Below are 19,841 nucleotides of genomic sequence, written 5' to 3' on the forward strand. Positions count from 1 at the left end.
ACTGAGGTACAGGACGCCGTATGCATTGCCCATTCTGTTTCGCCGTAGACACTAAGGTAATTGACTCTCGTCTTGTAGGCGAGGGCTCCTCGGTACGCCGCCGTCGGCAGTGTCTGGTCTGTAACGAACGTTTCACCACTTTTGAAGTGGCTGAACTTGTTATGCCGCGCGTTGTGAAAAGCAACGATGTGCGTGAACCCTTTAATGAAGAAAAGCTGCGCAGCGGCATGCTCAGAGCGCTTGAGAAACGGCCTGTCAGCGCAGATGACGTCGAAATGGCGTTAAACCATATCAAATCACAGCTGCGTGCGACGGGCGAGCGTGAGGTGCCGAGCAAGATGATTGGCAACCTGGTGATGGAGCAGTTGAAAAAGCTCGATAAAGTCGCTTACATCCGCTTTGCCTCTGTCTACCGGAGTTTCGAAGATATCAAAGAATTTGGCGAAGAGATTGCTCGCCTACAGGACTAAGCCATGCAGGATGAATTGTACATGGCGCGCGCGCTAAAGCTTGCTGCGCGCGGACGTTTTACCACTCACCCCAACCCCAACGTGGGCTGCGTGATTGTGAAAGATGGGGAGATCGTCGGTGAGGGATATCATCACCGCGCGGGCGAACCGCATGCCGAAGTTCATGCTCTGCGGATGGCTGGAGAAAAAGCGCAGGGGGCAACTGCCTACGTGACGCTTGAACCCTGTAGTCATCATGGTCGTACGCCGCCGTGTTGCGATGCGCTGATTGCGGCGGGGGTGTCGCGTGTGGTTGCGGCGATGCAGGATCCCAATCCGCAGGTCGCAGGACGTGGGCTCTACCGTTTGCAGCAGGCGGGTATCGACGTCAGCCACGGGCTGATGATGAGCGAAGTTGAGCAATTGAATAAAGGCTTCCTCAAGCGCATGCGTACGGGATTCCCATATCTTCAGCTTAAGCTTGGCGCGTCGCTTGATGGCCGTACAGCGATGGCCAGCGGTGAAAGCCAGTGGATTACCTCGCCACAGGCGCGCCGCGATGTGCAACGCTTGCGCGCGCAAAGTCATGCCATTTTAACCAGCAGTGCGACGGTGCTGGCAGACGACCCTCAGCTTACCGTGCGTTGGTCGGAGCTTGGGGAGTCAACTCAGGCGAGTTACCCGCAGGAAGAGCTGCGTCAGCCAATCCGCATTGTTCTTGATAGCCAGAATCAGGTCACACCGGCGCACCGAATTGTGCAACAGCCTGGAGAAACCTGGATTGTCCGGACTGAAGACGACCCTCGTAGCTGGCCGGAGACGGTGCGCAGCCTGAAGGTGCCGGAACATAACGGACATCTGGATCTGGTGGTGCTAATGATGCAACTGGGCAAACAGCAAATTAACAGCATTTGGGTTGAAGCTGGCCCAACGCTCGCCGGGGCATTATTACAGGCCGGTTTGGTCGATGAGCTAATCGTGTATGTTGCGCCTAAACTGTTAGGCAGCGATGCGAGAGGATTATGTGTGCTTCCAGGCCTTGAGAAACTGGCTGACGCACCCCATTTCAAATTCAATGAGATACGCCAGGTGGGCCCGGACGTTTGCCTGCATTTAACGACTGCGTGAGGCTTTCTGATTTAGAGGAAGCAGCGCACAGAATATTATGATAAAATCCGCCCCCCTTACGGGGCCATAAATCGAACCCGAAGGAAGAATATGAACATTATTGAAGCTAACGTTGCTACCCCGGACGCTCGCGTCGCCATCACCATTGCGCGTTTCAACAACTTTATCAATGACAGCCTGCTGGAAGGTGCTATCGACGCCCTGAAACGTATTGGCCAGGTTAAAGATGAAAACATTACCGTTGTTTGGGTTCCAGGTGCATATGAGCTGCCACTGGCCGCTGACGCACTGGCAAAAACCGGTAAATACGACGCGGTGATTGCGCTCGGTACGGTGATCCGTGGCGGTACCGCGCACTTCGAATATGTGGCTGGCGGTGCAAGCAATGGCCTGGCGCATGTCGCTCAGGACAGTGGCATTCCGGTAGCCTTCGGTGTTCTGACCACCGAAAGTATTGAACAAGCCATCGAACGTGCTGGCACTAAAGCCGGTAACAAAGGCGCAGAAGCTGCACTGACTGCGCTTGAAATGATTAATGTATTGAAAGCCATCAAGGCCTGATTTTTGTAAGGGGAAATCCGTGAAACCTGCTGCTCGTCGCCGCGCCCGTGAGTGTGCCGTCCAGGCGCTCTACTCCTGGCAGTTGTCCCAGAACGACATCGCTGATGTTGAATACCAGTTCCTGGCGGAACAGGACGTTAAAGATGTCGACGTTCTGTATTTCCGTGAACTGCTGTCCGGGGTGGCGACTAACAGCGCGTACCTGGATGGATTAATGAAGCCTTACCTGTCTCGTCTGTTGGAAGAGCTGGGTCAGGTAGAAAAAGCCGTACTGCGTATTGCGCTGTTTGAATTGTCTAAACGTAGTGATGTGCCGTACAAAGTGGCCATCAACGAAGCGATTGAACTGGCAAAAACCTTCGGCGCTGAAGATAGCCACAAATTCGTGAACGGCGTACTGGATAAAGCAGCACCTGTGATTCGCCCCAACAAAAAGTAATCCCGAGGCCGGCTGGATGGTGGAACCTGTTTCCGCTGTCCCCGGCTTTTTCTTTTTTTTCTGCTGAGGCATAACGTATGGCATGTGGCGAGTTTTCCCTGATTGCCCGTTATTTTGACCGCGTAAGAACTTCTCGTCTTGATGTCGAAACCGGTATTGGTGACGACTGCGCACTTCTGAACATCCCTGAAAAACAAACGCTGGCGATCAGTACCGATACGCTGGTGGCAGGCAACCACTTTCTCCCCGACATTGATCCGACCGATCTCGCCTGGAAAGCACTGGCGGTGAATTTGAGCGATCTGGCGGCGATGGGGGCGGATCCTGCGTGGCTGACGCTGGCGCTCACGTTACCTGACGTCGATGAAGCCTGGCTGGAAGCCTTCAGCGATGGCCTGTTTGAACTCCTCAATTACTATGATATGCAGCTGATTGGCGGTGACACCACGCGTGGGCCGCTGTCGATGACGCTGGGTATTCATGGCTACGTCCCCATTGGGCGGGCCTTAAAACGCTCTGGCGCGAAACCGGGTGACTGGATTTATGTTACCGGCACGCCGGGCGACAGTGCGGCCGGGCTGGCGATTTTGCAGAACCGATTGCAGGTTGCAGATGCAACAGACGCGGACTATCTTCTGCAACGCCATCTGCGTCCCACGCCGCGTATTTTGCAGGGACAAGCCCTGCGCGATCTGGCCAGTGCGGCTATCGATCTCTCCGATGGCCTGATTTCCGATTTGGGACACATCGTTAATGCCAGCGGCTGTGGCGCGCGGGTTAACGTTGAGGCGCTGCCATACTCCACGGCATTGTCACAGCACGTTGAGCCGGAACAGGCCCTGCGCTGGGCGCTCGCGGGTGGCGAAGATTATGAGTTATGCTTTACCGTACCGGAAATTAATCGTGGTGCGCTGGACGTGGCGCTGGGAAATCTCGGCGTAGCGTTTACCTGTATTGGGCAGATGAGCGCGGACGTGGAAGGCATTCACTTTACGCGCGATGGAAAACCCGTCACGTTTGACTGGAAAGGATATGACCATTTTGCCGCGCCTTAAAAAAGATGTCGCCAAAAGCCGCCTGAGTATGCGCAATCCGTGGCACCTGTTAGCCACCGGTTTTGGCAGCGGGCTGAGCCCAATTGTTCCTGGCACCATGGGATCGCTGGCGGCGATCCCTTTTTGGTATTTAATGACCTTTCTGCCGTGGCAGCTGTATTCGCTGGTGGTGATGTTATCTATCTGTATCGGCGTTTATCTGTGCCATCAAACGGCGAAAGATATGGGCGTGCACGATCACGGTAGCATTGTCTGGGACGAGTTTGTCGGGATGTGGATTACCCTGATGGCGTTGCCGACCAACGACTGGCAGTGGGTTGCCGCCGGATTTGTGATTTTCCGTATTCTGGATATGTGGAAGCCGTGGCCGATTCGTTGGTTCGATCGCAACGTACATGGCGGGACGGGGATCATGATCGACGATATTGTGGCCGGGATACTCTCTGCCGGAATTTTGTATTTTATCGGTCATCACTGGCCGGTAGGTATCATTTAACCCTTTTCAGGGGCTATTGTAGGCCCGATAAGCGCCGCGACATCGGGCTATCAGTGCCGGATGCGCTATGCTTATCCGGCCTACAATCTTCAACCGCGCTTATTTAAATCCCACCACCGGATGCTGTTTGTACGGCGTTTCCAGCTCGGCAATTTGCTCCGGCTTCAACGTTAAATCTACCGCGTTGAGCAACTCATCCAGCTGTTCCTCACGTGAAGAACCAATAATTGGCGCTGCCACGCCGGGTTTGCTCAGCAGCCAGGCCAGCGCAACCTGTGCCCGCGTTACACCCAACTCCTCACTGACACCGGTCAGTCGTGCGGCGATTTGCGCGTCGTTTTCATCGCTCTCGTTGTACAAATTTTTACCGACTTCATCGGAAACCAGACGTGCGGTTGTTTCTCCCCAGGGACGCGTCAGGCGACCGCGCGCCAGCGGGCTCCATGGGATAACGGCCACGCCTTCCTGATAGCAAAGCGGCAGCATTTCGCGTTCTTCTTCGCGGTAGATTAGGTTGTAGTGATCCTGCATGCTGACGAACTGCGCCCAGCCGTGTTGCTTCTGTAAGGCCAGAGCCTGGGCAAACTGCGAAGCGTGCATGGATGAGGCGCCAATATAGCGAGCTTTACCGGCTTTCACGACGTCGTTTAGAGCCTCCAGAGTTTCTTCGATTGGCGTGTTGTAATCCCAGCGGTGAATTTGCAGGATGTCCACATAGTCCATACCCAGGCGTCTGAGGCTGTCATCAATCGAGCGCAGAATTTGTGCGCGGGATAATCCTTCTGCTAAATCATCAACCTGGTGAAAAACCTTGGTAGCGACCACGACATCTTCGCGGCGGGCGAAATCACGCAGCGCGCGGCCGACAATCTCTTCGCTGCTGCCAGCGGAGTAGCTGTTGGCGGTATCGAAAAAGTTAATGCCGCCCTCAAGGGCGTGTTTGATTATCGGGCGGCTGCTTTCTTCAGGTAGCGTCCAGGCGTGATTGCCGCGATTGGGTTCGCCAAATGTCATGCAACCCAGGCAAAGGCGGGAGACCCGTAGGTCGGTTTTTCCTAAGATGTTGTATTTCATCAATCCACTCCTGCTTAGCTCGTGATGAATTAAGCATAGCAGGAGCGGGGAGGGGATTATGCCAGCCAGGCCTTGATTTTGGTCTCAATTCCGGCGGCATTCAGACCCAGATCGGCACGAGCTTCATCCTGAGTTCCCTGCGGGATGAAGAAGTCTGGTAGGCCAATGTTCAGCACCGGGACGGGCTTACGATGGGCCATCAGCACTTCGTTTACGCCGCTGCCAGCACCACCCATAATGGCGTTCTCTTCAATGGTAACCAGCACCTCGTGTTGGGCAGCCATTTCAAGGATCAACGTTTCATCCAGTGGTTTTACAAAGCGCATATCGACCAGCGTGGCGTTCAGCGACTCTGCGACCTGAGCGGCTTCCGGCATCAGGGTGCCGAAGTTGAGAATCGCCACTTTTTCCCCGTGACGTTTCACGATGCCTTTACCAATTGGCAGTTGTTCCAGCGGGGTCAGCTCAACGCCTACCGCGTTGCCGCGTGGGTAGCGCACGACCGTTGGACCGTCGTTGTAGTGATAGCCGGTGAACAGCATCTGGCGGCATTCGTTTTCATCACTCGGGGTCATGATGACCATTTCCGGGATGCAGCGCAGGAAGGAGAGATCGAACGCCCCCTGGTGGGTTTGCCCATCTGCGCCAACAATCCCTGCCCGGTCAACGGCGAACAGGACCGGCAGTTTCTGGATGGCAACATCGTGCAGCACCTGATCGTAGGCGCGTTGCAGGAAGGTCGAGTAAATGGCTACCACCGGCTTGTAGCCGCCAATCGCCAGACCGGCAGCAAACGTCACAGCGTGCTGCTCGGCAATCGCCACATCGAAATAGCGGTCCGGGAATTTACGTGAAAACTCCACCATTCCGGAACCTTCGCGCATTGCCGGGGTGATTGCCATCAGCTTATTGTCTTTCGCTGCGGTCTCGCACAGCCAGTCACCGAAAATTTTTGAATAGCTCGGCAGACCGCCGCTGCTTTTCGGCAGGCATCCGCTGGACGGATCGAATTTGGGTACCGCGTGGAAGGTTATCGGATCTTTTTCCGCAGGCTCGTAGCCACGACCCTTTTTGGTCATGATGTGCAGGAACTGCGGGCCTTTCAGATCGCGCATGTTTTTGAGCGTAGTAATAAGCCCCAGCACGTCGTGACCGTCCACCGGACCGATATAGTTAAAGCCCAGTTCTTCAAACAGAGTCCCCGGCACAACCATACCTTTAATGTGTTCTTCGGTACGTTTGAGCAGTTCTTTAATCGGCGGCACGCCGGAGAAGACTTTCTTCCCGCCTTCGCGCAGCGAGGAGTAGAGTTTGCCAGAGAGCAGCTGTGCCAGATGATTGTTCAGCGCGCCAACGTTCTCTGAAATCGACATTTCGTTGTCGTTGAGGATAACCAGCATGTCGGGCCTAATATCGCCCGCGTGGTTCATCGCTTCAAACGCCATCCCTGCGGTGATAGCACCATCACCAATCACACACACGGTACGGCGCTCTTTACCTTCTTTCTCGGCGGCAACGGCAATACCGATACCTGCGCTGATGGAGGTAGAAGAGTGCCCAACGCTCAGTACGTCATACTCGCTTTCACCGCGCCATGGGAACGGATGAAGGCCGCCTTTCTGACGAATGGTGCCGATTTTATCGCGGCGACCGGTCAGAATTTTGTGCGGATAAGCCTGATGTCCCACATCCCAGATTAACTGGTCAAACGGGGTGTTGTAGACATAGTGCAGCGCGACGGTGAGTTCCACCGTGCCCAGACCAGAGGCGAAGTGCCCGCTGGAACGGCTTACGCTGTCGAGCAAATAGCGGCGCAGTTCGTCGCAAAGCTTTGGCAGGCTCTCTTTTGGCAGCAGACGTAACTCCTGGGTGGAGTCGACCAGCGCCAGGGTCGGGTATTTGGCTATATCAAAACTCATCGCAAGCTCATGGGATATGTTGGTTTATTTATCACGCTGGATTATGTAGTCCGCTAGCGCTTCCAGTGCCGAGGTATCGAGTGACTGTGCGGCCAGCAGACTTAGCGACTGGCGGGCATCCTCGATTAAATCCCGGGCTTTATTCTGGGCTTGCTCAAGACCCAGAAGTGCAGGATAGGTACTTTTGCCAAGCTGCTGGTCAGCACCCTGACGTTTACCCAATGTTGCAGTATCGCCTACCACATCCAGGATGTCATCCTGAACCTGGAAAGCCAGACCGATGCTTTCTGCGTATTTGTCGAGTATTGGCAGGCATTCTCGCCCTTTATCGCCAGCACTTAACGCCCCCAAACGCACGGCGGCGCGAATCAATGCTCCGGTTTTATGGCGATGAATCCGCTCCAGCGCATCCAGCTCAACCTGATGACCTTCAGCTTCCAGATCCAGTGCCTGGCCGCCGCACATACCGGCGATGCCGCTGGCCTGAGCCAGTTCAGAGATCATCGCGATGCGGTCACGGTCAGTGACTTCCGGCATTGGGGCGTCGCTGATAATGGAGAATGCCAGCGTTTGTAGCGCATCTCCGGCCAGGATCGCATTTGCCTCGCCAAATTTTACGTGGCAAGTCGGCAGACCGCGTCGCAGGTCATCGTCATCCATCGCGGGCAAATCATCGTGCATCAGCGAATAGGCATGAATGCATTCGACGGCGGCAGCGGGAGCATCAAGCGTACTCAGGCTGACACCAAACATCTGACCGGTCGCATACACCAGGAACGGGCGCAGACGTTTACCGCCTAATAATGCGCCATATTGCATGGTTTCGACCACGGGAGTGTTCTGAAAGGGCAGTGGCGCGATAAAACGGCTCAGTGCCTGGTTTGCCTGCTCAACGCAAGCCTGTAGCTGCTGCGTAAAATCCATTTACTCATTATCCGGTGTAAAAGGCGTAAGGGCGGCGTCTTCAGTATCTGACAGCAGGATTTGTACGCGCTGTTCAGCCTGTTGCAATTTGACCTGTCCCTGACGCGCTAACTGTACGCCACGTTCGAATTCGTTCAACGCTTCTTCTAACGGCAGGTCGCCGCCTTCCAGACGGGTAACAATTTGTTCCAGCTCGCTCAGCGCGGTTTCAAAACTGGCGGGCGCTTCATTTTTCTTCGGCATAATGAATGTCTGACTCTCTGTATTGGCAGCACAAGACTATGGTAACGGACTCGCACTGATAAGCAAATAACGCGCAATGTGCACAGTAGCCGCGTGATGGTGATATACTTGCGCGCCTGGATGCAGTCGCGGGTATGGGCTGCTGTATTTTTTTCCATTACAAGTCATTCAGACTTGCCTAAGAACCATTGCCGCCATGAAGTTTATCATTAAATTGTTCCCAGAAATCACCATCAAAAGCCAATCTGTGCGTTTGCGCTTTATAAAAATTCTGACAGGGAACATTCGTAACGTTTTAAAGCACTATGATGAAGACCTTGCCGTTGTCCGTCACTGGGATCACGTTGAGGTTCGCGCTAAAGATGAAAGCCAGCGCCTGGATATTCGCGACGCGCTGACCCGTATTCCGGGTATCCACCACATTCTCGAAGTAGAAGACGTGCCGTTTACCGATATGCACGATATTTTCGAGAAGGCACTGGTGCAGTATCGCGATCAACTGGAAGGTAAAACCTTCTGTGTTCGCGTGAAGCGTCGCGGGAAGCATGAGTTTAGCTCCATTGAGGTGGAACGTTATGTTGGCGGTGGACTGAACCAACATATTGAATCTGCACGCGTGAAGCTGACGAAGCCGGATGTTACGGTAAATCTTGAAATCGAAAACGACCGTCTGCTGCTGGTTAAAGGCCGCTATGAAGGTATTGGCGGTTTCCCGATTGGTACGCAGGAAGACGTACTGTCGCTGATTTCCGGCGGTTTCGACTCCGGTGTGTCCAGTTATATGCTGATGCGTCGCGGCTGCCGTGTACACTATTGCTTCTTTAACCTTGGCGGCGCAGCGCATGAAATCGGCGTTCGCCAGGTGGCGCATTACCTGTGGAATCGCTTCGGTAGTTCGCATCGCGTGCGTTTTGTTGCTATCAACTTTGAACCGGTGGTCGGTGAGATCCTGGAGAAAGTTGATGACGGCCAGATGGGCGTGGTTCTCAAACGTATGATGGTTCGCGCGGCGTCGAAAGTCGCTGAGCGCTACGGCGTACAGGCGCTGGTAACCGGTGAAGCACTGGGCCAGGTGTCCAGCCAGACGCTGACCAACCTGCGTCTGATCGATAACGTTTCTGACACCCTGATCCTGCGCCCCCTTATCTCCCATGATAAAGAGCATATCATCAATCTGGCGCGTGAAATTGGAACCGAAGACTTTGCCCGTACCATGCCGGAATACTGCGGTGTGATTTCAAAAAGCCCGACGGTGAAAGCGATCAAAGCGAAGATTGAGGCCGAAGAAGAAAACTTCGATTTCTCTATCCTCGATAAAGTGGTTGAAGAAGCGAACAATATCGATATTCGCGATATTGCCCAGCAGACGCAGCAGACCGTGGTAGAAGTGGAAACCGTGAGCGGTTTCGGTCCGAATGACGTAATCCTTGATATCCGTTCTGTGGATGAACAGGATGATAAACCGCTGAAGGTTGAAGGTGTGGACGTCGTTTCTCTGCCATTCTACAAGCTGAGCACTAAATTCGGCGATCTGGACCAGAGTAAAACCTGGCTGCTGTGGTGTGAACGCGGGGTGATGAGTCGCCTGCAGGCGCTTTATCTGCGCGAGCAGGGCTTTGAAAATGTGAAGGTGTATCGCCCGTAATTGAGTAAACACCGTGTTGTAGGCCGGATAAGGCGGTTACGCCGCCATCCGGCAATATAACGATATTATTCAAAACGAACGGGAAGCGTCTTCCCGTTCGACTCCCAGACCCCCTGATAGACACCGTTTTTTAATTCCAGCGTTATCTTCTCTTGCGTTTGTTCAGCCGCAGATGTCTTCAGTTCATAATGTTGATTGTCGGCTGTGTCGCATTTGCCGGTCAATTCAATCGGTGCGCCAAATTTTTGGTAAAAGTAAGCCCCTTCAAAAAAATCACCGTATTTGCAGTCCACCTTCAACACAATACGCATGCTTTTTCCCAGCGTGCCGTACATGACTTTGCCGTCAATGCCGGGCGCTGGCGAAACTGGTGTTGTACTCTTTGCGGTAGTCAGATATTGGCCGTACGGTGTGAGTCGATTTTGCAGTTCCGCGGTTGGGATTTTCGTTGTGAAATCACCCAACTCGTCGAGCGCACGGCTGGCGTGGTTGCTACAGCGTCCGTTCAGGAAAGCCAGATGGTCTTTTTGCAGGGAGAATTTGTCGATGTAGTACAAACCGTCGGTGTAGGTTGCGCACGATGCGTAGAATTCGGCATAGTTAAAATCTTCACCTTTCTCTTCTTTTATTTGTTCTGGTGTTTGCGAATTATGCGCCGTAACAAAGGTATCGATTTGGCCGCGGATATCTTTTCTGGTGCGGGTGTTTAATTCGGCGATTGTAGCCCGGGAAAAGAGATCGTTAAGGGTAATTGCCGCACCGCTGGCTAAATCGAAGCTGATCGGCACATTGTACGACTCGCAATACGCCCCGCAACCTTCGACAAACATGTTGAGCGTCAGGATTTTTGCGTCGCGATACTCAACCGTGTAGTCAAGGTTTGCGGTGGGATTCATGGCTGATTTCGCAAACTGATTTACTGTGGCCTGTGGAGTATTACCCGGTAGCTGATTGATAAAGCTTGCGAAAATATAATCGTTAATGCGTTTTGCAACGTTGGGGTTATCCGTCGAGGAAAACCATGGCACGCGATACTGCATTTCAGTGCTTCCGGGATAGCGATATTCAATACTCTTTATTTCGAGTTGCGTCGCAGTGGCATAACCGGAAAGGAGCAGTAAAGCCACTCCACTCAGATATCCTTTCATTATGATTCCTTATAAGGGAGTGGCTCGAAGATTTACTCGTAGTAGTTATAGATTCCCGCGGCCATCACCAGTTGTGACGCCACCTCGTGAGCTTTTTCGCGACTCACCAGAAGATCAATGATTTTCAAACCGAAATCAATGGAAGTCCCCGGTCCCTGGCTGGTTAACAGGTTGACGCGAGGATCCCATACGACGCGCTTGTCCTGCCACTGGTCAGCGGGAATTTGGTCTTTCAGCGCCGGAAAACCGGTCATGTTACCGATGGGGAAAATATCGTGTGGGACGAGTACGGTGGCGGCCGCGGCGCAAATTGCCGCGACAATGCGCCCGGAACGATGAAACTGTTTCACGGTTTCGATAAGCAGCGGGCTGTCGCGAAAACACTCGGCGCCTTTAATACCGCCCGGCAGCACGATAATGTCGAAATCGCCGTCAGCAACTTCGACTAATGGCGCATCCGCTAGCAGCTTCACTCCGCGTGAGCACACGATCGCCAGGTCGCCATCGCTGGCGACGCTGGCGGTCGTGACCTTAATTCCGCCGCGCACCAGCAGATCGATAGTGGTGACCGCTTCGGTCTCTTCACTACCAGGGGCGAGACATACCAGTGCTTGAGCGCTCATACTCACTTTCCTTTCTCTTTACCATTTCAAACAGTTGGGCGTTTTCCGGGACGGCGATGCCGTGCGCGCGGGCGCGTTTTAACAAATAACCGGTAATGTAGTCGATCTCAGTATGGCGCAGGGCACGAATGTCTTGCAGCATTGATGAGATATTTTCCGCCGTACTGTCAATCACTTGCTCGACATAATAGCGTAAATCGTCCACAGATGTATGGTGGCCTTCGCGTTCAATGACCGCGGCCACTTCCTCGCAGATGAGTGCTATTTTTTCAGGATGATGGCGTAACTCGCCGTTTGGGCAATTCCATAATGCGGTCAGCGGGTTAATGACGCAGTTGACGGCCAGCTTTCGCCACAGCTCGGCGCGAATAGTGTCGTGCCAGGCGACGTCCGGTAGCACCTCTTGCAGGACTTCAGCCAGATAACTGAAATCACCGTCTTGTTCACGTGCCGGACCAATGCGTGTTGTTCCCTGAGCGACATGAATGATGACGTTGCCGTCACGGCGTGCCGCGTGGGTGGTGGTGCCTATCAGCAGAGGTTGCTTAATGTTATGCAGCTCTTCAATTGTCCCCATGCCGTTGTGAATCAGCAGAATGGGAGTAGTTTCAGGCAGAATTGCGGCCAGGCTTTTTACCGCATCAGAAACCTGCCAGGCTTTCAGGGTGACCAGTAGCAGGTCACTTTTTGCCAAAAAGTCGGGGTCGTTTGCCGTCAGGGATTCATTAAAAACTGACCCATCCGTGTCGATCAGGTTTACGCTGCAATAGGGTTGCGGTACGCGTAGCCACCCTTGCACCTCATGTCCATGTTTGCATAGCGCGGTAAGCCAAAGCTGTCCTAGCGCTCCACATCCCAGTACGGTAATTTTCATTCTTCCTCCTCACCTGCAACAGCACCAGGTGTTAATCCATATCGGCCGTACCCCATTATTGTTCGCAGGTATCAGTACCACGTACAATTAAAGGATACAGCCTAGTATAGCGCTGTCTGTTGGGTAACTTTGCAGGTATTATGCTTCGCATCAAAAATGAAGGGAGAGGAAAAGATGCCATCTTTCGATATTGTCTCTGAAGTTGATCTTCAGGAAGCCCGTAACGCGGTAGATAACGCCAGCCGCGAAGTGGAGTCACGCTTTGATTTTCGTGGCGTTGAAGCGACTTTTGAGCTGAATGAGTCAAATAAGACGATTAAGGTGCTGAGCGAGTCTGATTTTCAGGTCAATCAGTTACTGGATATTCTGCGTGCCAAGCTGCTCAAACGCGGTATTGAAGGCACGTCGCTGGACGTACCAGAAACCTTCGTGCACAGCGGTAAAACCTGGTTTGTTGAAGCTAAGCTGAAACAAGGCATTGAAAGCGCAGTGCAAAAGAAAATCGTTAAGCTGATCAAAGACAGCAAACTGAAGGTGCAGGCGCAGATTCAGGGCGAAGAAATCCGTGTAACCGGCAAGGCGCGTGACGACCTGCAATCCGTCATGGCACTGGTTCGCGGCGGCGACCTCGGTCAACCGTTCCAGTTCAAGAACTTCCGCGATTAAGTCGTTATGTCAGATGGCGTAAGCCGCCATCTGACAAATCTCATCTTCACGCCTGGCTGATGGCCTGCTCAACCTCAAATCGATTGGTGACTTTGCTGTCGATTTTCACGTAGGCCGAATGCTCTTTCGCCACAATTAACACTTCGCTTATTCCTTCTTTAGCCAGCAGACGCTGCTTCAGGGTGTCATCCGCAGCAATTTCAGGTGGGATTTCCACCCGCAGGCTGCTGACATACGGCGGCTCTTTCATTGTACTTGCCACCAATAACCACACCGCCGCCAGAAGCGCACCGGCCAGGAATACGGCCTGACCATCGAACATTTCGACCACCCAACCGCCGAGCGAACCGCCAATCGCCACGCCAAGAAACTGGCTGGTGGAGTAAACGCCCATCGCCGTGCCTTTATAGCCAGCCGGAGACTCTTTACTGATAAGAGAGGGGAGGAGGGCTTCCATCAGGTTAAAGGCGAGGAAGAATATCTGCACACCCGCAATCAACCCCCAGAAACGCACGTTAGCGCTCCACAATACAATCTCTGCAATAAGTATCAGTAACACGCAGGCGAGGAACACGCGTTTCATCTTGCGCTTCACTTCGGCGTAAATGATGAACGGCACCACGGAAACAAAGGACAGCAGCATCGTCACCAGATAAATTTTCCAGTGCTCTGCTGCAGGGAAGCCTGCTTTCGCCAGTTGGCCTGGTAAAGCGACGAAGGTGGACATCAGCAATATGTGCAGACACATGATGCCAAAGTTGAGCTTCAGCAGTTTGGGTTCTGCCAGCACTTTGCTGAAGCTGCCTTTTACCATGCCCGACTCGCGGTTCAGCACGTGGGTAGTGCTATTGGGAACGACCCAAATGGTCAGCACGATACCCGTGGTAGCAAGGGCTGCAATCATCCAGAACAGCGCGTGTAGCCCCAGCGCATGGGTAACGATTGGTCCCAGCACCATCGCAATGGCGAAGGTGATACCAAAGCTGACGCCGATAAACGCCATCGCTTTGGTACGGTTTTGCTCACGGGTTAAGTCGGAAAGCAGCGCCATTACGGCAGCCGCAATGGCGCCAGAGCCTTGTAAAGCCCGACCAAGAATAATGCCCCAGATTGAATCGGAGAGAGCAGCAATTATGCTGCCGAGAACGAATACCGCCAGCCCGCCGACAATAAGCGGCTTACGGCCGATGCGGTCTGACAGCAGACCAAAAGGGATCTGGAAGATGGCTTGCGCCAGGCCATAAATACCGATAGCAAGGCCTATCAAGGCTTCGCTGGCACCCTGTAGCGCCATACCGTACGTGGTCAGAACCGGCAGGACCATAAACATGCCAAGCATGCGCAACGAGAATACGGTCCCTAAACCCCAGGTGGCGCGCAACTCACCGGGCGTCATTTTGTAATCGTTCATTCCCACCTCTGTATTAATTTCGCGCCTAGTGTAAAGCGCTAAGCAGGCTGGGTAAATATGCGCTTTATTAACAAATGTTGGGGTTGTGAGGGGCGTCGGCTGGAGACGAAAATGCCGGATAGCGATCTGAACGTAACTTATCCGGCCTACAAGCTATATGCTTTTTGGTAGGCCGGATAAGGCGTCAGCCGCCATCCGGCATAGAAGGTGTTACGATTAACTTACCAGACGTAAGTCAGCAGGTTCTGCGAGTTTGGCACCATAAAGTCGACGGACATCATCACGCTGAGCGCGGTAATGGCGATGATGGAGAAGCCGAACAGCTTGCGCGCCCAGACTCTGTCATCTTCCACTTTATAACCGCGCAGCGCCATGCCCAACCACCAGACGCTCACCGCCGCCGCAACAATCAGGTATTTATAACCTGCATAACCGCCCAGGGTTAGCATCAGCGTGGCGATAGCAAATGCCACGATATACAGCGTGATATGGTTCTTCGCGACCGAAATGCCTTTTACCACTGGCAGTACAGGGATGTTGGCAGCCTGATAATCCTTGAAGCGGAAAATCGCAATCGCGTAAGAGTGCGGCATTTGCCACAGGCTGAAAATAGCCAGCAGAATCAACGCACCGCTATCGAACTCACCGGTTACGGCACAGTAGCCAATCACCGGCGGCGCAGCGCCGGAAAGTGAGCCAATCAGCGTGCCATAAACGGAATGACGCTTCATGTACAGGCTATAAACGCCCACATAGACCACGAAGCCCATTACCCCCAGCCAGCAGGCCAGAGGGTTCGCGCCAAACCACAGTAGCATAAAGCCAGCAATACCCAGCAGGGTGGCGTATACCAGCGAGACCGCAGGGGAAATCAGACCTTTAACCAGCACGCGGTTTTTGGTCCTCTCCATCTTCCTGTCGATATCCCTGTCGATATAGTTGTTAAATACACAACCCGACGCCACAACCAGTGACACCCCAACCAGCGTGTAGATAAACAGGGGATAATCAATGCTGCCTTTCGAGGCCAGCAGGAATCCCCCAATCACCGAGATCAGGTTGCCAAAGATGATGCCTGGTTTCGTTACTTGCAGGTATTGCTTAAACATCATAATCGCCGCTCTTAGTGCATCATCATGTTGTAGTTAAGGTTCCACATAATCCAGATGGAGCCCACAACCAGGATGGCGATGATTAGCACAGTAAAGACAAAGGCCGTCATGTTCCAACCTTCATCAGATTTGCTATTCATGTGCAGGAAGCACACCAGGTGCACCAGAATCTGTACCACTGCCATTGCCAGAATAGTTCCCAGAATGACGGCCGGTGAGGCAGAACCTGTCATCACCATCCAGAACGGAATGACCGTCAGGATGATCGACAGGATAAAACCTGTCATGTAGGTTTTTACGCTGCCATGGGATGCGCCGCCGCTCTCGTTAGAATGACTCATTACATCGCCCCCATCAGATAAACAACAGTGAACACACAGATCCACACCACATCCAGGAAGTGCCAGAATAGGCTCAGGCACATGATGCGGGTACGGTTAGTACTGGTCAGACCGCGACGAGCAACTTGCACCATCAGCACCGCCATCCAGATAAGACCGGAGGTGACGTGCAGACCGTGCGTACCGACCAGCGCGAAGAACGCAGACAGGAAGCCGCTGCGATCCGGGCCCATACCGTTAACAATCAGGTGATGGAATTCATAGAGTTCCATCCCGATGAATCCGGCACCGAACAAGAAGGTCAACGCCAGCCAGGAGATAACCTGGCTCTTGTTGTTCTTGTACATGGCAATCGCTGCCATGCCGTAAGTAATGGAGCTGAATAACAGCAGGAATGTTTCAACCAGAACGAACGGCAGTTCAAAAATGTCCTTACCTGTCGGGCCACCTGCGGTGCCGTTCACCAGAACGGCATAGGTTGCAAACAGAATAGAGAACAGAATGCAGTCGCTCATCAGGTAGACCCAGAATCCGAAGATCTTGGTCTGGCCTGCATCGTGGTGCCCGTGTTCGTGCGCGTGGGCAGTCGCGTGCGTTAAAGTATCAGTTGCCATTTTTCAGCCCTGCCTTAGTAATCTCATCGAAATGCTGGTTTTCCAGTTTTTCGACTTCCGGGACCGGCACGTAGTAATCCACGTCTTCATCAAAGCTTTTCACAATCCAGCTGATGATCATGCCTGCGAAGCTTGCAATCGCCAGCCACCAGATATGCCAGATCATGGCGAAACCAAACAGTGTTGCGAAGGCGGTAATGACGATACCGGCACCGCTGTTCTTCGGCATATGAATTTCTTCATAGTGCGCAGGCTGCTTGTACGCTTCACCTTTTTCTTTCATTTCCCAGAAGGCATCACGCTCGTGAACGTGCGGCACAACGGCAAAGTTATAGAACGGAGGCGGGGAAGAGGTTGCCCACTCCAGCGTACGACCACCCCATGGGTCACCGGTCAGGTCACGGTTCTGCTCGCGGTCGCGAATAGAAACGAAGATCTGAATCAGCTGGCACAGGATACCCAGTGCAATCAGCGCGGCGCCGCATGCGGCAACGACCAGCATCGGATGGAACTGTGGATCAATCTGCTGGCTGAGACGACGGGTCATACCCATGAAGCCCAGCACGTACAGTGGCATAAATGCTACGAAGAAGCCGATGATCCAGAACCAGAATGCGCGTTTACCCCAGGTTTCGTTCAGCGTGAAGCCAAACGCTTTTGGCCACCAGTAGGTCATACCAGCGAAGCATCCAAATACAACGCCGCCGATGATAACGTTATGGAAGTGCGCAATCAGGAACAGACTGTTGTGCAGAACGAAGTCCGCACCCGGCACCGCCAGCAGTACACCGGTCATGCCGCCGACTGAGAAGGTGACGATAAAGCCAATCGTCCACAGCATTGCTGAGTGGAATACGATACGGCCCTGATACATGGTGAACAGCCAGTTGAAGATCTTCACCCCGGTCGGGATGGCGATAATCATGGTGGTGATACCGAAGAAGGCGTTTACGTTAGCGCCTGCACCCATGGTGAAGAAGTGGTGCAGCCAAACAACGAACGACAGAACGGTGATACACACGGTTGCCCACACCAGCGAGGTGTAACCAAACAGACGTTTACGCGAGAAGGTTGCTGCGATTTCGGAGAACACGCCGAAGACTGGCAGAACCAGAATGTACACTTCCGGATGGCCCCAGGCCCAAATCAGGTTGATGTACATCATCATGTTGCCGCCCATATCGTTGGTAAAGAAATGGGTGCCCAGATAGCGATCCAGGGTCAGCAACGCGACGGTAACCGTCAGGATTGGGAAAGAAGCGATAATCAGGATGTTTGCACACAGAGATGCCCAGCTAAACACTGGCATCTTGAACATGGTCATTCCTGGTGCACGCATCTTAATGATGGTCACAAAGAAGTTGATACCGGTCAGAGTTGTACCAATACCGGACAACTGGACTGCCCATATCCAATAGTCGACCCCGACGCTTGGACTGTACTCTATTCCCGAAAGTGGCGGATACGCCAGCCAACCGGTCTGCGCGAATTCACCCACGCCCAGAGAAAGGTTAACCAGGATTACGCCGACAACGGTGAACCAGAAGCTCAGGTTGTTCAGGAACGGGAATGCAACGTCACGTGCGCCGATCTGCAGCGGAACCACCAGGTTCATCAGACCGATAACAAATGGCATTGCCACGAAGAAGATCATAATCACGCCGTGAGCCGTGAAGATCTGGTCGTAGTGGTGAGGTGGCAGGAAGCCCGCTTCACCTGCAGAAGCCAGCGCTTGCTGACTACGCATCATGATGGCGTCGGCAAAGCCACGAATCAACATGACGATTGCGACGATGACATACATGATGCCAAGGCGTTTGTGGTCAACAGAAGTCAGCCACTCTTTCCACAGGTAGGTCCACTTACCGAAGTAAGTGATAAGGCCCAGTAAGGCCGCACCACCGATGATAATGGCAGCAATCGTAACCATGACAATAGGTTCATGGAACGGAACTGCATCCAGCGTCAATTTTCCGAACATCGTATTCTTCCTCGGCCCCTTAGTGAGCGGATTCCGCGTGGCTCATGTCCATGCCTTCCATTCCTTCGTGTGCGCTGTGCTCACCTTCGGGTTGGGTCATGTCCATGCTCTTACCGTGAGCCATAAATTTGTTAATAACGTCTTTAAACAAATCCGGTTTCACGTTGGAGAAGTATTCCACCTGGTTGTATTCGCTTGGCGCAGCCACTTTCTCGAACGCTGCCATGTCGCTCATGGTGTTCGTGGACTGTTTAGCTTTAGCAACCCATTGGTCGAATTCGGCGCGGTCCTTTGTTGCGATAGCCTTGAACTTCATACCGGAGAAGCCTGGTCCGCTATAACTTGCGGAGATACCATCATAAGTACCGACTTCGTTGGCGATCAGATGCAGTCGAGTCTGCATACCTGCCATGGCATAAATCTGGCTACCCAGACGCGGGATAAAGAAGGAGTTCATCACGGAGTTGGAAGTCACTTTGAATTCAACCGGAGTATTCGCCGGGAAGGCGATTTCATTCACGGTAGCGATACCCTGTTCCGGATAGATGAAGAACCATTTCCAGTCCATGGAAACCACTTCGATGGTAATGGGCTTCTCGTCATGCGCCAGCGGTTTGCTTGGCTCAAGAGCGTGAGTGGTTTTCCAGGTCAGAACGGCAAGGAAAATGATGATTAAGATCGGCACCGTCCAGACCACAGCTTCCACTTTATTGGAGTGTGACCAGTTCGGGCTGTACTTCGCATCTTTATTGCTTGCACGATACTTCCAGGCAAAACCAACAGCCATCAAGATGGCGGGAATAACGACAATCAACATCAGGCCAAATGCCGTCAGTATCAATGACCGTTGTTCCAGTCCAATCTGTCCTTTAGGGTCAAGCAGCGCAGAATTACAGCCACTGAGTAATGCAGTGCCTGCAATTAATGACAACCATCCCAAACTTTTATTGTATTTCCTGAGTCTCATTTAACGACCTCAATTCCACGGGACCGGGTGGCGTTTAAAGTGTGAGGGCATTTTACGGGAAGGTTACATTACTGTAAACATCTCTAGATCTGTGTTACTGGGTTCTGCCGCGCATGTCACATATGTTGCAATATATGTCGCTTTGGCTTTAAGAACCTGTTGCAACATCAC

The 19,841-nt window shown here is 53.0% G+C and carries 21 protein-coding genes; 8 read left to right on the plus strand and 13 right to left on the minus strand.

Going from position 1 to position 19,841, the window contains the following annotated elements:
* The first annotated feature begins 20 nt into the window (after positions 1 to 20).
* From nrdR to pgpA, 6 genes are all read left to right on the plus strand, one after another.
* Entirely contained in the window at positions 21 to 470 is a 450-nt protein-coding gene (gene nrdR, locus OGY17_RS04635) for a transcriptional regulator NrdR (RefSeq protein WP_003021571.1), read from the plus strand.
* A 3-nt stretch (positions 471 to 473) separates the two neighbouring features.
* The gene (gene ribD / locus OGY17_RS04640; protein ID WP_008783929.1) at positions 474 to 1,577 is read left to right on the plus strand and encodes a bifunctional diaminohydroxyphosphoribosylaminopyrimidine deaminase/5-amino-6-(5-phosphoribosylamino)uracil reductase RibD; all 1,104 of its coding nucleotides are present in this window, start codon (positions 474 to 476) and stop codon (positions 1,575 to 1,577) included.
* A gap of 90 nt (positions 1,578 to 1,667) precedes the next feature.
* Positions 1,668 to 2,138, plus strand: a complete 471-nt coding sequence (ribH, locus tag OGY17_RS04645) for a 6,7-dimethyl-8-ribityllumazine synthase (protein WP_003021575.1) — start codon at positions 1,668 to 1,670, stop codon at positions 2,136 to 2,138.
* A 19-nt stretch (positions 2,139 to 2,157) separates the two neighbouring features.
* Complete coding sequence (gene nusB, locus OGY17_RS04650) at positions 2,158 to 2,577, plus strand: transcription antitermination factor NusB (protein ID WP_000801129.1); 420 nt, start codon at positions 2,158 to 2,160, stop codon at positions 2,575 to 2,577.
* Positions 2,578 to 2,654: 77 nt separating this feature from the next.
* Entirely contained in the window at positions 2,655 to 3,632 is a 978-nt protein-coding gene (thiL, locus tag OGY17_RS04655) for a thiamine-phosphate kinase (RefSeq protein WP_286606508.1), read from the plus strand.
* Positions 3,610 to 4,128: a phosphatidylglycerophosphatase A gene (pgpA, locus tag OGY17_RS04660; RefSeq protein WP_003021578.1), complete on the plus strand. Its 519-nt coding sequence runs from the start codon at positions 3,610 to 3,612 to the stop codon at positions 4,126 to 4,128. The genes thiL and pgpA overlap by 23 nt, the downstream gene beginning before the upstream one ends.
* Before the next feature lie 99 nt (positions 4,129 to 4,227).
* Here the strand turns inward: pgpA and yajO are convergent, their stop codons facing one another.
* From yajO to xseB, 4 genes are read right to left on the minus strand one after another with little or no spacing between them, the layout of a single operon-like run.
* Positions 4,228 to 5,202, minus strand: coding sequence for a 1-deoxyxylulose-5-phosphate synthase YajO (gene yajO, locus OGY17_RS04665; protein ID WP_008783931.1), 975 nt, complete (start codon positions 5,200 to 5,202; stop codon positions 4,228 to 4,230).
* A 56-nt stretch (positions 5,203 to 5,258) separates the two neighbouring features.
* On the minus strand, positions 5,259 to 7,121 hold the full coding sequence (gene dxs, locus OGY17_RS04670) for a 1-deoxy-D-xylulose-5-phosphate synthase (protein WP_003830996.1): 1,863 nt from the start codon (positions 7,119 to 7,121) through the stop codon (positions 5,259 to 5,261).
* 24 nt (positions 7,122 to 7,145) lie between these two features.
* A complete protein-coding gene (ispA, locus tag OGY17_RS04675; RefSeq protein ID WP_008783932.1) occupies positions 7,146 to 8,045 on the minus strand; it encodes a (2E,6E)-farnesyl diphosphate synthase in 900 nt (299 codons plus the stop codon).
* On the minus strand, positions 8,046 to 8,288 hold the full coding sequence (xseB, locus tag OGY17_RS04680) for an exodeoxyribonuclease VII small subunit (protein WP_003021586.1): 243 nt from the start codon (positions 8,286 to 8,288) through the stop codon (positions 8,046 to 8,048).
* A gap of 196 nt (positions 8,289 to 8,484) precedes the next feature.
* Here xseB and thiI point away from each other — a divergent pair, with 196 nt between their 5' ends.
* Positions 8,485 to 9,933: a tRNA uracil 4-sulfurtransferase ThiI gene (gene thiI, locus OGY17_RS04685; protein ID WP_008783933.1), complete on the plus strand. Its 1,449-nt coding sequence runs from the start codon at positions 8,485 to 8,487 to the stop codon at positions 9,931 to 9,933.
* 65 nt (positions 9,934 to 9,998) lie between these two features.
* Here thiI and OGY17_RS04690 read toward each other — a convergent pair whose 3' ends face one another.
* From OGY17_RS04690 to panE, 3 genes are read right to left on the minus strand one after another with little or no spacing between them, the layout of a single operon-like run.
* Entirely contained in the window at positions 9,999 to 11,081 is a 1,083-nt protein-coding gene (locus tag OGY17_RS04690) for a hypothetical protein (RefSeq protein WP_286606510.1), read from the minus strand.
* Positions 11,082 to 11,113: 32 nt separating this feature from the next.
* The gene (gene yajL / locus OGY17_RS04695) at positions 11,114 to 11,704 is read right to left on the minus strand and encodes a protein deglycase YajL (protein WP_032942530.1); all 591 of its coding nucleotides are present in this window, start codon (positions 11,702 to 11,704) and stop codon (positions 11,114 to 11,116) included.
* Positions 11,667 to 12,578, minus strand: a complete 912-nt coding sequence (gene panE, locus OGY17_RS04700) for a 2-dehydropantoate 2-reductase (protein WP_060682658.1) — start codon at positions 12,576 to 12,578, stop codon at positions 11,667 to 11,669. The genes yajL and panE overlap by 38 nt, the downstream gene beginning before the upstream one ends.
* Before the next feature lie 174 nt (positions 12,579 to 12,752).
* On the opposite strand from panE, the gene OGY17_RS04705 reads away from it, so the two are divergent.
* Positions 12,753 to 13,244 carry a YajQ family cyclic di-GMP-binding protein gene (locus OGY17_RS04705; protein WP_003831002.1) on the plus strand — a complete coding sequence of 164 codons (492 nt, stop codon included), beginning with the start codon at positions 12,753 to 12,755 and terminating at the stop codon, positions 13,242 to 13,244.
* A 46-nt stretch (positions 13,245 to 13,290) separates the two neighbouring features.
* Here OGY17_RS04705 and OGY17_RS04710 read toward each other — a convergent pair whose 3' ends face one another.
* From OGY17_RS04710 to cyoA, 6 genes are all read right to left on the minus strand, one after another.
* Positions 13,291 to 14,655 carry an MFS transporter gene (locus OGY17_RS04710; protein WP_234103281.1) on the minus strand — a complete coding sequence of 455 codons (1,365 nt, stop codon included), beginning with the start codon at positions 14,653 to 14,655 and terminating at the stop codon, positions 13,291 to 13,293.
* A 221-nt stretch (positions 14,656 to 14,876) separates the two neighbouring features.
* The gene (gene cyoE, locus OGY17_RS04715) at positions 14,877 to 15,767 is read right to left on the minus strand and encodes a heme o synthase (protein ID WP_003831005.1); all 891 of its coding nucleotides are present in this window, start codon (positions 15,765 to 15,767) and stop codon (positions 14,877 to 14,879) included.
* A gap of 11 nt (positions 15,768 to 15,778) precedes the next feature.
* On the minus strand, positions 15,779 to 16,108 hold the full coding sequence (locus OGY17_RS04720; protein ID WP_003831006.1) for a cytochrome o ubiquinol oxidase subunit IV: 330 nt from the start codon (positions 16,106 to 16,108) through the stop codon (positions 15,779 to 15,781).
* Entirely contained in the window at positions 16,108 to 16,722 is a 615-nt protein-coding gene (locus OGY17_RS04725) for a cytochrome o ubiquinol oxidase subunit III (RefSeq protein ID WP_003831007.1), read from the minus strand. Before OGY17_RS04725 ends, OGY17_RS04720 begins: the two co-directional genes overlap by 1 nt.
* Positions 16,712 to 18,703, minus strand: a complete 1,992-nt coding sequence (gene cyoB / locus OGY17_RS04730; protein ID WP_003831008.1) for a cytochrome o ubiquinol oxidase subunit I — start codon at positions 18,701 to 18,703, stop codon at positions 16,712 to 16,714. Before cyoB ends, OGY17_RS04725 begins: the two co-directional genes overlap by 11 nt.
* A 19-nt stretch (positions 18,704 to 18,722) precedes the next feature.
* Positions 18,723 to 19,670, minus strand: a complete 948-nt coding sequence (gene cyoA / locus OGY17_RS04735) for a cytochrome o ubiquinol oxidase subunit II (protein WP_032942534.1) — start codon at positions 19,668 to 19,670, stop codon at positions 18,723 to 18,725.
* Positions 19,671 to 19,841: the final 171 nt, after the last annotated feature.

Source organism: Citrobacter sp. Cpo126 (genome assembly GCF_030332445.1).
Lineage (GTDB): Bacteria > Pseudomonadota > Gammaproteobacteria > Enterobacterales > Enterobacteriaceae > Citrobacter > Citrobacter portucalensis.